The following is a 12,697-nucleotide window of genomic DNA, read 5'->3' on the forward strand; positions in this document are numbered from 1 at the left end:
CTCGACCCGGTCAGGCCGCCCGGCCAGGCCGCTTAAGGGCGGGGCAGGCCCTCGCGCTGGCGGCGTTCCCACAGGGTCTTGCGGCTGATACCCAGGGCGCGCGCGAGTTCGGTCTCGGTCATCTGGGCCTGGTTCTGTTGTACGAAGCGGCGGAAATAGTCATTGAGGCTCGAGCCTCCGGGAGTCGTGTCGCCATTGCCCGTAGCCGGGGCCAGTCCCAGGTGGTCCGGTTCGATCCGGCTGTCCGGGCTCAGCACCCAGCCGCGCTCGAGGGCATTCGCCAGTTCGCGCACGTTGCCCGGCCAGTCGTGGGACTCGAGTGTTTTCTGCGCGGCCTGGGTGAGTTCGGCGGGTGGTCCGCCATTCCCTGCCAGATCGGAGAGGAAATGCCGGGCCAGTGCCGGGATATCCTCGCGGCGCTCGCGCAGCGGCGGGATGGACAGCTCCAGTACGCGCAGGCGGTAGTACAGGTCGGCACGAAAGGCCTGTTCGCCGATCATCGCCTCCAGGTCGCGATGCGTGGCCGCCAGCAGGCGGACATCGACCTTCAGGTTTTCGTTCGCGCCGACCGGGCGGATCTCGCCGTCCTGCAGCACGCGCAGCAGGCGCGCCTGCGCGGCCGGGGCCAGTTCGCCAATCTCGTCCAGGAACAGCGTGCCGCCGTGGGCCGCCTGGATCAGGCCGGTGCGCGCCTTGACGGCGCCGGTATAGGCGCCCTGGGCATGGCCGAACAGCTCGGCTTCGACCAGTCCCTCGGGGATGGTCGCGCAGTTGACCGCAATAAACGGCCCGGTTGCGCGCGAGCTGAGCCGATGCAGGGCCCGTGCAGCCAGCTCCTTGCCGGTGCCCGACTCGCCGCGCAGCAGTACGGTGGACTGAGTGGTCGCGACCCGGCGGATCTGGTCACGCAGGCGCTGGATGGCCACGCTGTCGCCCACCAGGCCCAGACTGTCGTCGTCGGCATCGCGGTCGCTGCCCGCCGACGTTGCGGCGGGGACCCCCCGCAGCGCCGCGCGCAGGGTGAGCAACAGGGCGTCGTGATCGAATGGCTTGGCGATGTAGTCGGCCGCGCCTTCCTTCATCGCGGTGACGGCCGAGGGGACCGAGGCGTAGCTCGTCATGATCACGGTGGGGGTATGGCCGGCCTCGGCCAGTAGCTCGATGCCCTCGCCGTCGGGCAGGCGCAGGTCCACCAGCATCAGGTCCGGCAGTTCCTCCCGCAGGGCGGTGCGGGCGCTGGCGAGGTCTTCGGCCAGCCGCACCTGGAACCCGTGATGCTCCAGGAACCGGCGCACGGCACGGCGGATCGGGGCTTCGTCGTCAACCAGAAGGATGCGCGTCATGCGTGGTCGCCATCGGGGTTGTGTCGCGGCAGGATCAGGATAAAGCGCGCACCGCCGTCCGGGCGGTTCGCGGCCATCAGGGTACCACCGTGGTCGCGCACAATGCTGTAGGCCACCGGCAGGCCGAGCCCGGTGCCGTGGCCGGCGGGCTTGGTGGTAAAGAATGGCTCGAACAGCCGCTCCAGGCTGGATTCCTCGATGCCCGGTCCGCGGTCGTCGATGATCAGGTGGATGTTGCGACCGCGAGCGCTGGCGCTGATCGCTACCGTCGCATTCTCGGGTGAGGCCTGTTCGGCATTGGTCAGCAGGTTGATGAACACCTGCAGCAGGGTCGCGTGCGAGCCGCGCAGATAGAGGCCTTCGAGGCCGTCCAGCTCGAAGCGCAGGTCCTTGCGCCCGGCGAGGCGAGTGAGGCGGATCGCCTCGTTGACGATGGCATCCAGCGCGATGGTCTCGAAATGCCCGGCGGAGGGGCCCTCGTCGGCATGGGCGAAGGTGACCAGCGACTGCACGATCGCATTGATGCGCCGCGTCTGCGCGAGGATGTCCTCGGCGGTGCCCCGGACCTCTTCGGGGTCCTCCTCCAGCGGGAGGTTCTGCGCCAGCGAGGCGATGCCCGTCAGCGGGTTGCCGATCTCGTGCGCGACCCCGGCGGCAAAGCGCCCGATGGAGGCCAGGCGATCACCGTGGGCTATTTCGGACTCCAGCTGGGCGCGCTCGGTGATGTCCTCGATCAGGACGATGCGACCCTCCAGCCGGCCATGCTCGTCCTGGAGTGCGGACTTGTGGAGGTTCAGCCGCCGGTTGCCATCGGGCAGATCGACGTTGAGCTTGTACCACTGGCGATCCGGGCTCTCGATAAAGGCGGTCAGCAGCCCCGCCCAGGGACTCTCGAGCTGCTGCAGATTGCATCCGATGGCCTGGTCAGTGTTGATCGCGGTCAGTTTGGCCAGGGCCTGGTTCCAGCCGGTGATCTCGCCGGTGGTGCCAAGGCTTGCTACCCCCAGCGGCAGTTCGTGAAGGATCTGGCGGTGGAAGCGGCGCAGGGCGTCCAGCTCGGCCGCCAGACCCGACAGGGGCAGGGCGCGCGTCTCGAGTTGCTCTTCCACCCGGCGCAGGCTCTCGCTCAGAGTGTGGCGCCCGGCGGCGTCGAGACGCAGGTGCTGGTCGACGATCATGCGGGCGAGCACCGGGCCCAGCAGGCCCGAAAGGTTGCGCTCGATGCGCTCGCGCAGCGTGCGCAGGTCGCCGCGCGAACGGGTGTGGCGCGGCAGGCCGAGATCGTCGAGGGCCCGCTGGACCTCGTGACGGGCAGCGCTGGCACCGAGCGTGGCGGCCAGTGCGGTCTCCATCTCGGCGACATCGCCGGCCAGCGGCAGGCCGCCGCCGGTCCCGGCCGATTCGTTGGGGCAGCAGGCGCGCCCGGCCTCGGTCTCCTCGCGGTTGGGGCGGGTCAGCAGCGAGCCGAGCACAAACAGCACGGCATTGATGCCGAGGCTGCACATCAGGGCGAAGGTCCACGGGTCCAGGGTCTCGGCCCGAAGCATTCCCTGTGGGTCCGGGTAGCCAGCAACGATCCCCGCCTTGGCCATCAGCGGCAGCACCAGCGTCAACAGCCAGCCGGCGATGCCCGCACAGAGTCCCAGCAGGAAGCCGACGCGGTTGGCCTGTTTCCACAGCATCAGCCCGATCAGCCCCGGTAGCAGTTGGGCCACGGCGGCAAACGAGATCAGGCCCAGCTGGGCCAGGCCTTCGACCACCTGCAGCAGGCCGTAGAACGCGTAGCCCAGACCGATGATGAACACGATCCACAGGCGTCGACCCCAGAGGAGCCGGGAATAGAGGTTGGCGGCGGCGCTGTCCTCGTCGTGCAGGCGCGTCAGTGGCGACAGGTAGTTGGTCCCCATGTGGGCCAGGGCCAGCGTGGTCACGATCATCATTGCGCTGGCGGCCGAGAGACCACCAATGAACACCAGCAAGGCCAGCGAGGGCGAGTCGACCATGCCGGCGATGCCGATTGCGTAGTAGTTGGTGTCGATGCCGAGCTCGGCCGCCTCTCCGGCCCAGTAGAGCACCGGCATCGGCAGGTTCAGCAGGAGCAGGAAGGCGGGAAAGGCCCAGGCAGCCCGGTTGAGCGCCGCCGGGTTGATGTTCTCGGTAAAGAGCATGTGGAACTGGCGCGGCAGCAGGAAGGCGGCGGCAAACGCCAGGATCATCATCGCGAACCAGCCGCCCTCGCGTACCGGCGCGTACAGCGCATCCACGGCCTCGGGATTCTCGGTCAGCCAGGTGTCCAGGCCGGAAAACCCGCCGAAGACCGCGTACAGCGCGACTGCGGTGATGCCGAGGATCGCCACCAGCTTCACGATGGACTCGAACGCGATGGCCAGCACCAGGCCGGCGTGTTTCTCGCGCGGTGCGATATGGCGGGCGCCGAACAGGATCGCGAACAACGCGATGGTGGCGCTGAAGGTCAGGGCCAGGAGGTGCGGTGGCGTCTCGGCCGTCAGGACGCCGGCGGATTCCGCGACCGCCTTGATCTGCAGCGCGATGTACGGGAGTACCCCGGCCAGCATGAACAGCGCGACGATGGGGCCGGTCCAGCGGCTGCGATAGCGAAACGCGAACAGATCCGCCAGGGATGTGAGCTGCTGCTCGCGGGTCAGGCGCAGGATCGGGCGCAGCAGCCACGGGGTAGCGGCGAAGGCCAGCGTCACGCCCAGGTAGATCGTCAGGTACAGGTAGCCATGGTCCGCGAGGAAGCCGAGGTTGCCGTAGAAGGTCCAGGACGTGGCATAGACGCCGAGCGACAGGCTGAATACCCAGCCGTTGGCCGCGATGCGCCCGACGCGCGGAACGCGATCGGCCAGGAAGGCGATCCCGAACAACAGCGCCAGATAGGCCACGCCGACGGCGTAGATCAGGCCCAGGCTAAGGGTCACGGCGACCCCCGGCAAAGACAACGGCAACCAGGACGATGAAGGTCGCCCAGCCAGCGAATGGCCACCACCAGGCCGGCGTCAGGTGCGCGACCCAGATGACCAGTGGGCTGAGGAACAGCAAGGCGCCCAGCAGGGCGACGAGGATTGCGCGTGAAGACTGCAAGGTCAGCGCCCCGGAGTGTGCCGATCCGGCCTGTGACGGGCCGCAGGCCGTGGCGCGAATGTGGGGGTGGACAGGCGCAGCATGGCCGCAGTCTACCCCCTAGGGAAACACTGATGAATGTACACGTTCGCGCTCGAGTCACTTTTTTCGTGTGAACAAGGCGCGGTGACTGCCGTGCAGTCATTCTGCACAAGGGAGCCGCAACGCAGTTCCCACGCCCGTTTTTGATAACAACCGGCGGCCGAGCCCTTTTGGGGTTGGCACCCCAGGTTCCCCGATCCTGCGTTGCGCCCCGAATTGATCAAAAACGGGCGGGTAGATCCACTACCCGCTGCACGACGCGCCTTGTCTCGGAAAACCTGGGGTGCCAACGCGAGCGTGTACATTCATCAGTGTTTCCCTGGCTCGCGGACGGGCACGCCGGTAGTGAGTGGCAGGCGAGTGGCCAGGGGACGGTCGGTCAGGCGCTCCAGTGCCTCGGCCAGCTGGGCAGCGGGCCGGTCGGGGCAGTCGGGGTCGCTGGGTGCCAGCCCGATGCAGGTCAGCACTGAGGCGAGCTGGGCGCGTGTGGTGTCCTCGCGCAGACCCTCGGCGCCTGTCGCCTTGGACAGCTTCTGGCCACCCGCGCCGATCAGCACGGGGTGGTGCGCGTAACGCGGCCAGGGCGTGGTCAACGATTGATACAGCTGCATCTGACGGGGAGTGGAGCCCAGCAGATCGACTCCGCGCACCACGTCGGTCACGCCCAACCCGAGATCATCCACGACGGTGGCCAGCTGGTAGGCGAACAGGCCATCCGCGCGGCGGATGACGAAGTCGCTGCCGAGGGCCTCGAGGTCGAAGGCGACGGGGCCCAGGAAACGGTCTTCCACGTCCCAGTGTGACTGCGCCGCACGGGCACGGAAGGCCCGCGGCGGGTGTCCGGCCGGCGGACCCTGACGACAAGTTCCGGGGTAGATCGGGCCTTCCCAGCCCGGTTTGCCGTTGTGAGCAAGGTCGCGCCGGGTGCAGGCGCAGCCAAAGGCGAGGTCCCGGGCTAGCAAGTGCTCAAGCGCGGCCTGGTATGTCGGGGTGCGGTTGCTCTGGCGGGTGGGCGGGCCGTCCCAGTCCAGGGCGAAGGCCTCGAGTGCCGAAAGGATCGCGGACTCCGCGCCCGTCTGGACGCGCGGGGTGTCGATGTCGTCGATACGCAGGTGCCAACGGCCGTGGTGACTGCGGGCGTCCAGCCACGAGATGACGGCGGCGAACAGGGAACCCGCATGCAGCGGGCCGGAGGGGGTAGGGGCAAAGCGCCCCACATAGGGGGCGCCTTGATTCGAGCTGGCGGTAGTCATGGCACAGCCATCCTGCCGCCGGATGACCTGCTAGGGAGACGCTGATTTAATCGCACGTCCGCGTTGGTGCCCCCTGTTTTCCGAGACAAGGCGCGTCGTGCAGCGGGTAGTGGTTCTACCCGCCCGTTTTTGATGAATGCGGGGCGCAACGCAGGATCGGGGAACAGGGGGCACCAACCCCACAAGCCATTGAAAGCAGGGGCTCGGCCGCTTTTGCGTGGGAACGGCGTTGCGGTTCCCTTGTGCAGAATGACTGCACGGCAGTCACCGCGCCTTGTTCCCACGCAAAAGCGACTCGAGCGCGGACGTGCGATTAAATCAGCGTCTCCCTAGGCCATCTGCTTTTCCTTGATCTCCGCCAGCTGCTTGCAGTCGATGCACATCGTGGCGGTCGGGCGTGCCTCGAGGCGGCGGATGCCGATCTCGACGCCGCAGGTCTCGCAGTAGCCGTAGTCCCCGGTGTCGATCTTGCGCAGGGCCTCGTCGATCTTCTTCGACAGCTTGCGCTCGCGATCGCGGGCACGCAGCTCCAGGCCAAACTCCTCTTCCTGGGTCGCGCGGTCGGCCGGGTCCGCGAAGTTCGCGGCGTCCTGACGCATGTGGCCCACGGTACGGTCGACCTCTTCGGCCAGCTCCTGGCGCCATGCCCGCAGCAGGCTGCGGAAATGATCGAGCTGATCCGGATTCATGTACTCTTCGCCGGACTTCGGCTCGTAGGGCGCGATGCCTCCGGCAACCATGTGCTTGGTGGAGGGGTGGTCCTGATTCTTGTCAGCAGCCATGCGGGCATTCTCTCCGGCTGGAAAAATAAGGCGCACTTAGTATCAGAGACAGCCCGGCTGGGCAAGTCCCGTGCCAGTATTTTTTGTGTGGGGCCCGGAGCGAATCCCACTTTATCAGCCACATACCCAGAGGAACCCGGATGCAGGAACTGAAGGCCTTGATCTTCGATGTCGACGGCACACTGGCCGATACCGAGCGCGACGGGCATCGCGTCGCATTCAACCAGGCGTTTGCCGAGGCCGGGCTGGACTGGGAGTGGAGCGTCGAGCGCTACGGACAGTTGTTGCGCGTGACGGGTGGCAAGGAACGCATCCGCCAGTACCTCTCGGAGGATCATCCCGACATCCTGGACGAGCCCGAAATCGATCAGCGCATCCGGGACCTGCATGCGGCCAAGACAAGGCACTACGTGGCGCTGCTGGAGACCGGCGCGATCCCGCTGCGGCCGGGGGTCGAACGTCTGCTCGACGAGGCGTCGGCGGCAGGACTGCGCCTGGCGATTGCTACCACCACGACGCCCGAGAACGTCACCGCGTTGCTGGAGGCGACGCTGGGCGAAGAGGGTCCGGACCGCTTCGAGGTGATCTCTGCCGGTGACGTCGTCCCGGAGAAAAAGCCCGCCCCGGATATCTTCCAGCACGCCCTGGAGGCGATGGATCTGCCGCCACAGGCCTGCTTGGCCCTCGAGGACTCGGACAACGGCGTGCGCGCAGCCCGGGGGGCGGGGCTGAATGTGGTGGTCACGACGAACGACTACACGCGCGAGCAGGACTTCACCGGCGCCCTGGTTGTCCTGGATGGATTTGGCGAGCCGCAGTGTCCGGCAACGGTGTTCCGGGGGCCGGATTTGCCGGGCCCCTGTGTCGATGTTGCCGCGCTCCGCGAGTGGGCCGCGGCAGCGCAAGGCGGGCGTTGAGCCCGGTCCGTGTTTCCCTAAGCAGTAGTAACCGAATCAGAACCCGTCCGGGGCAGCGCGGGGCGCGGTAGCAGCAGACGTGTCCAGTCCGGCGGCAGCGCGTCCGGGGCATGGGTCACGAGGATGCATTGGCGCCGAGCCAGCCAGGGCCGGAGGCGCTGCAGGATCCGCTGGATGGTGGCGGCATCGAGACCGGAAAAGGGTTCGTCCAGCAGCACGATCGGGCGGTTCTGCAGGAGTATGGCGGCGAGCGCCAGGCGCTGACGCTGGCCACCGGACAGGTGCTGCCCGCCCTCGCCGATGCGGGCGTCCAGTCCATCCGCATCGGCGCCAACCCGGTCGGCCAGGTCGACTTGCCGAAGCGCATCCCACAGGGCCTCGTCCTGGTGGTCGTCATGCGGACCGGGCGCGAGGATTTTGCGGATGCGGGTGTCCGGCAGGTGCGGGGTCTGCGGCAGATAGCTGATCCGGGCATAGCGGGCATCGACCGACAGGGTCTCGATGGGTGTCGACCCGATCCGGACCGACCCGGCCAGGGGCGCCTGTTCGCCGGCGAGGGTGTCCAGCAGGGTGCTCTTGCCGTGTCCGCTCGGGGCGGTCACGACCAGCGGCGTCCCGGGTTCGGGTGCCAGGTCCAGCGGTGCCGACAGCGGGCGGCCGGCCTCGAATCCCGTCACCAGGCCCTGCGCGGACAGGCGCGGGTGTCCCTGCCGTTCACCCCCTTCGGGCAAATCGGCCGGGAGGGGCTTCCGCGCGACCACATGCCGTATGCGGCGCGCGGCGGCCAGGCTCTCGCCGGCCCGCCACCAGGCGCCCGGCAGGCTGCCCAGGACCTCGCCCAGGCCCAGGGTCATCAGGGGCAGCAGGACTGCCACAGGTGCTGAAATCAGCCCCTGCGTGTACCAGTGCAGGGCCAGCAGGAGCATCAGCAGTGCCGAGACGGCGACCACCGCCTGCACCACGGGCTCGGTCAGTGTGCCCACCGACTCCTGTCGGGTCAGTCGCCGGGCATGGTCGCGGTTCTGCCGCGCCAGCGCCTGTTCGGTATCGCCCGCCCGCTGGAAGGCGATCAGTTCGGCCAGGCCTCCGATGTAGTCGGCCAGGGCGATACGCTCATGAGCCCGGGCGCGCACCAGCTGGCGGCTGTCACGTTGCCCGACCCATGCGAGCAGCAGCGAGACCAGCATGGTCAGGGTGCCGGCCACCAGCAGGAGCGCCGCCGCCGGCCATGGCGCCAGCCAGAATGCAATGACCAGTGTGACCAGCAGGCTCAGCAGAGCGGCGATGATCGGGCCCGCGACCCGCAGCGGCATCGCGTCCAGGGTGTCGATGTCCCCGGTCAGCCGGGTCTGCAGGTCGCCGCTGCGATAGGCGCGGACCCAGCCGGCGGGACGGGCCGCCAGGCCCCGGAAGGTCCGGCCCCGCAGGTCGGCGAGGCTGCGCAGCACCGCCTCGTGGCTGACCAGCCGCTCGGAATAGCGCGCCAGCGTGCGCGCGATCGCCGCGGTTCGGATGCCGCCCGAGGGGACGTAGACGTCGAGGGTGGCCAGCAGGCCGGCCCCGGCCAGGGCTGTGGCCGTAATGAACCAGCCGGACAGCGCCAGCAGCACGATCCCGGCGACCCAGGTCAGGGCCAGCAGGGCCCAGGCGCCCCAGTACCACAGCCGCCGTTGCCGGAAGACCGCGTGCAGGAAGCGCAGATCCCGGAAGCCGTCCCTACGCATCCCGATCCCCCACGAGATTCAGGGTCCGCTGGCAACGGGCCTGCACCGTCGTGTGGTGCGTGGCCACGACCAGCGTGAGCCCGTGCTCCCGGGCCAGCCCGAACAGGGTGTCCAGCAATGCGCGCTCGGTCGCCGCGTCGAGTGCGCTGGTGGGCTCGTCCAGCAGCCATAGCCGGTAGCCGGAGAGCAGGCCGCGGGCAAGGGCGACACGCTGGGCCTGGCCGCCGGAGAGGCCGCGGCGCTGCTCGCCAATCGCCGTATCCAGCCCGTCCGGCAGCTCCGCCGCCTGCAGCGGCAGGCCGGCCTGCGCCAGCGCCGAGCCCATCTCCTCATCGGAGAGGGGCTCGCGGCGGGCCAGCTGCAGGTTCTCGCGCAGGGTCCCGTGGAACAGGTGGGCCTGTTGTCCGATCCACACGAACGATTGCGCATCACCATGGCGCCGTACGCATCCCTCGTCCGGTTGCAGGAACCCCGCACACAGGGCGAGCAGGGTGGATTTTCCCGCGCCACTGGGCCCGGTGATCGCGATGGATTCGCCGGGCTGGACCGTCAGCGTGGTCCGGGGCAGGGCGAGTGCGTCCTGGCCGGGATAGCGCAGGCTGACGGCTTCCAGTGCGAGCATCGCGCCGGTCGGGTCAGTCTCGGGCGGCTCGATGGCCGGAGCGGCGCTGGCGGCGGGGTGTTCGGCGGGCGCGGTCAGCGGGGCCAGAGCCTCGGCCGCCGCGAGCGCACCGGCGCGGTCGTGATAGCTCTGTGCGAACTGCCGCAGCGGCAGGAAGTATTCCGGCGCCAGCAGCAGCACGAACAGACCGGTGAACAGCGTCAGCTCCGCGGCCGGGCCGTAGTCCAGCGCCCCGAACAGGGCAAAGCCGACATAGATCGCGACCATGCCGATGGCCACGGCGCTGAAGAACTCCATGACGGCCGAGGACAGGAAGGCCACCCGCAGCGTACGCATGGTAAGTCGGCGCTGATGGTGGCTGCGCTCCACCACCTCGGACTGGGTGGCCTCGATTGCGCGTGCCCGGCGCAGCCAGTCGAGGGCGCGGATGCGGTCCAGGAAGTGCCCGGCGAGACGGTCCTGCTCGGCCTGCTGCTGGCGATGGATCTGTTCGGCCCCCATGCCGACGATAGCCATGAAGGCCGGAATCAGCGGGGCGGCGAACAGCAGCAGCAGGCCGGCCAGCCAGTCCAGCCAGAACACCGTGATCAGGATCGCCAGCGGGATCAGGATGACCGCCTGCAGCGCGGGCAGGTAACGCGCGTAGTAGCCGGTCAGGTCCTCGCCGCGGGCCTGGAAGCGTTCGATCCATTCGCCGGTGGTGGCCTGTGCCGCGAGCCGCGCCGGACCGGCCTCGCGGGCGCGATGCAGCAGCTCGCCGCGCAGGCGGCCCTTGACCGCGTGGGCCAGCCGCTGGCCGGCCAGGTCACGCAGTCCCTGTGCGCTGTAGCGCAGCACGATCAGTACGAGCCCGGCCGCCAGCACCGCTGCCCAGTCCAGGCGCTCGGGCGCGAACAGGGCCTGGTACACGGCCTGGGCGATGATGCCGGCCACGCCGATCGTCGCGCCGGCCGCGATCAGGGAGCCGGCCGCGGACATCCAGAGCCAGCGGCGATGGGGGCGGGCACGCTGGCGCAGCCACTCCCTGGCGGTAGCATTCATCGCGTGCGGACGACGGGCATCCGGGCTCGACGCAGCGGGAGCGGACGGATTGGGCGTGTGGACATCAGTCAGGCTCCTAGGGAAACACTAATTAATGTACACGCTCGCGCTCGAGTCGCTTTTGCGTGCGAACAAGGCGCGGTGACTGCCGTGCAGTCACTCTGCACAGGGGAACCGCAACGCAGTTCCCACGCCCGTTTTTGATAACAACGGGCGGCCGAGCCCCTTCGGGGTTGGCTCCCCAGGTTCTCCGATCCTGCGTTGCGGCCCGAATCCGTCAATAACGGGCCGGTAGAACCACTACCGGCTGCGCACCGCGCCTTGTCTCGGAAAACCTGGGGTACCAACGCGAGCGTGTACATTGATCAGTGTTTCCCTAGCGCAGGTAGCGCCCACGCAGCATGTTGAAGTACAGCGGCTTGATCATGTGCACCTTCAGACGCCACCACATCCAGCTGGGTTCGCCCTGATCGATGAAGCCGAAGGTCGGGACCTCCTGCAGGCTGTAGTCGAACTCCACCAGGGCGGCCTTGCCGACCTCGGTGATCAGCGGGCAGGAGGTGTAGCCGTCGAACTCGCGCGATGGCTCGCGATCCTGCAGTACATCCACCAGGTTGTCCGGCATCACCGCGCCGTGGGAGCGCACGGTGGAGGCGGTCTTGCCGATCGCGGTGGCGACCACATCGCCGGCGCCGAAGATGTTCGGATAGCGGGTGTGCTGGAGGGTGCGATCATCCACCGCCAGCCAGCCGCCATCGGCCAGCGCGCCATCCTCCACGGCAAGCCCGGCCTCGCGCACGAACCCGTGGGCCCGCATCGGCGGCGTCACATGGAGGTAGTCGTAGTCGACCGTCTCCTCGTTGCCGTTCGTCCCGCGGAAGGTGGCCTGCCGGGCGTCGATATCGACCGCGGCGAGAAACCCATCCTCGTTCACGGCGATGTCACGCTCGGCATACAGGTCGCGCACCATCGTGTCGAAGCGCGCGACGCTGAACAGGCGGTCTGCCCCGGTGTGGTAGTGGAACTCCGCATCTCCGCGCTGGCCGGCGCTCTGCAGCAGGCTCTCGGCGATGAAGGTGGCCTTGATCGGGGCGCCGGCACACTTGATCGGCGTCCCCGGGATGGTGAAGCGGGCCACGCCGCCGCGCTCGCCAAAGGTGCGTACCTGTTCGTAGGCATCGCGCGCGGCCTCGGCGCTGGCGTAGATGCTGGTCAGGCCCGGGCGGCCGATGTCCTCGCGGCGCAGGCCGTCGATGGCCTCGAAGTCCAGGTGCAGGCCGGTTGCGACCACCAGGAAGTCGTAGTCCAGGTGGTCGCCATCGACCGTCTCCACCCGCTGCGACTCCGGGTCGATCGCGGCGACGGCGGAACGCACCCAGTCCACCCCGCGCGGGATATAGCGCTCGTTGCGCCGCTGGACCTCGCCGACCGAATAGACGCCCGCCGCTACCAGGGTCCAGCCGGGCTGGTAGTCGTGGATCTCGCTCGGTTCCACCACGGTAATACGGGCGCCATCGAGCAGGGCGCGCAGGCGCGCGGCCATGGTCAGGCCGGCCGCGCCTCCACCCAGCACGACGATACGTGCCCGTGTCGAGACCGCGGCCTGAGCCGGGGCGGCCTGTACGCCGGTCGCCGAGGCCAGGCCGGCCGCACCGGCGATCTTCAGGAAGTCGCGGCGGGACAGGCCGCTGCGGTCCATGGCGGCAGCCAGGGCCTCGGTCGACTGCTGCTGGCGGCTGCGATTTTCGCGCTGTTCGGGCTGGGACATGCTGGATCTCCGTCGTCCGGCACCGCGGTTCCTGCGGTGCACTCTTGTTATGAAAGGCGGG

At 68.7% G+C, this 12,697-nt stretch carries 9 protein-coding genes; 1 reads left to right on the plus strand and 8 read right to left on the minus strand.

The features are described 5' to 3' along the window. Positions 1 to 32 precede the first annotated feature (32 nt). The 5 genes from F467_RS0106560 to dksA form a co-directional block, all read right to left on the minus strand. Entirely contained in the window at positions 33 to 1,343 is a 1,311-nt protein-coding gene (locus tag F467_RS0106560) for a sigma-54 dependent transcriptional regulator (RefSeq protein WP_018138868.1), read from the minus strand. Further along, entirely contained in the window at positions 1,340 to 4,285 is a 2,946-nt protein-coding gene (locus F467_RS0106565; RefSeq protein ID WP_018138867.1) for a sensor histidine kinase, read from the minus strand. Before F467_RS0106565 ends, F467_RS0106560 begins: the two co-directional genes overlap by 4 nt. Then, positions 4,275 to 4,448, minus strand: coding sequence for a hypothetical protein (locus F467_RS13745; RefSeq protein ID WP_018138866.1), 174 nt, complete (start codon positions 4,446 to 4,448; stop codon positions 4,275 to 4,277). Before F467_RS13745 ends, F467_RS0106565 begins: the two co-directional genes overlap by 11 nt. Before the next feature lie 389 nt (positions 4,449 to 4,837). Further along, entirely contained in the window at positions 4,838 to 5,782 is a 945-nt protein-coding gene (gene gluQRS, locus F467_RS0106575) for a tRNA glutamyl-Q(34) synthetase GluQRS (RefSeq protein WP_018138865.1), read from the minus strand. Between the two features lie 329 nt (positions 5,783 to 6,111). After that, positions 6,112 to 6,564 carry an RNA polymerase-binding protein DksA gene (dksA, locus tag F467_RS0106580; RefSeq protein ID WP_018138864.1) on the minus strand — a complete coding sequence of 151 codons (453 nt, stop codon included), beginning with the start codon at positions 6,562 to 6,564 and terminating at the stop codon, positions 6,112 to 6,114. Positions 6,565 to 6,704: 140 nt separating this feature from the next. Here dksA and F467_RS0106585 point away from each other — a divergent pair, with 140 nt between their 5' ends. Further along, complete coding sequence (locus F467_RS0106585; protein WP_018138863.1) at positions 6,705 to 7,481, plus strand: HAD family hydrolase; 777 nt, start codon at positions 6,705 to 6,707, stop codon at positions 7,479 to 7,481. A 17-nt stretch (positions 7,482 to 7,498) separates the two neighbouring features. Here F467_RS0106585 and cydC read toward each other — a convergent pair whose 3' ends face one another. From cydC to F467_RS0106600, 3 genes are all read right to left on the minus strand, one after another. Beyond that, the gene (gene cydC, locus F467_RS0106590) at positions 7,499 to 9,205 is read right to left on the minus strand and encodes a thiol reductant ABC exporter subunit CydC (RefSeq protein WP_018138862.1); all 1,707 of its coding nucleotides are present in this window, start codon (positions 9,203 to 9,205) and stop codon (positions 7,499 to 7,501) included. After that, positions 9,198 to 10,868, minus strand: coding sequence for a thiol reductant ABC exporter subunit CydD (gene cydD / locus F467_RS0106595; RefSeq protein ID WP_018138861.1), 1,671 nt, complete (start codon positions 10,866 to 10,868; stop codon positions 9,198 to 9,200). The genes cydC and cydD overlap by 8 nt, the downstream gene beginning before the upstream one ends. 376 nt (positions 10,869 to 11,244) lie before the next feature. Beyond that, positions 11,245 to 12,636: an FAD-dependent oxidoreductase gene (locus F467_RS0106600; protein ID WP_018138860.1), complete on the minus strand. Its 1,392-nt coding sequence runs from the start codon at positions 12,634 to 12,636 to the stop codon at positions 11,245 to 11,247. Between the last annotated feature and the right edge of the window lie 61 nt (positions 12,637 to 12,697).

This window comes from Thioalkalivibrio sp. ALJ12, assembly GCF_000378305.1.
In the GTDB taxonomy this organism is placed as follows: Bacteria; Pseudomonadota; Gammaproteobacteria; order Ectothiorhodospirales; family Ectothiorhodospiraceae; genus Thioalkalivibrio.

Coding starts and splice junctions, on each gene's coding strand:
- F467_RS0106560 (WP_018138868.1), bottom strand. CDS start 1,343: ATGACGCGCATCCTTCTGGTTGACGACGAAGCCCCGATCCGCCGTGCC.
- gluQRS (WP_018138865.1), bottom strand. CDS start 5,782: ATGACTACCGCCAGCTCGAATCAAGGCGCCCCCTATGTGGGGCGCTTT.
- dksA (WP_018138864.1), bottom strand. CDS start 6,564: ATGGCTGCTGACAAGAATCAGGACCACCCCTCCACCAAGCACATGGTT.
- F467_RS0106585 (WP_018138863.1), top strand. CDS start 6,705: ATGCAGGAACTGAAGGCCTTGATCTTCGATGTCGACGGCACACTGGCC.
- cydC (WP_018138862.1), bottom strand. CDS start 9,205: ATGCGTAGGGACGGCTTCCGGGATCTGCGCTTCCTGCACGCGGTCTTC.
- cydD (WP_018138861.1), bottom strand. CDS start 10,868: ATGAATGCTACCGCCAGGGAGTGGCTGCGCCAGCGTGCCCGCCCCCAT.
- F467_RS0106600 (WP_018138860.1), bottom strand. CDS start 12,636: ATGTCCCAGCCCGAACAGCGCGAAAATCGCAGCCGCCAGCAGCAGTCG.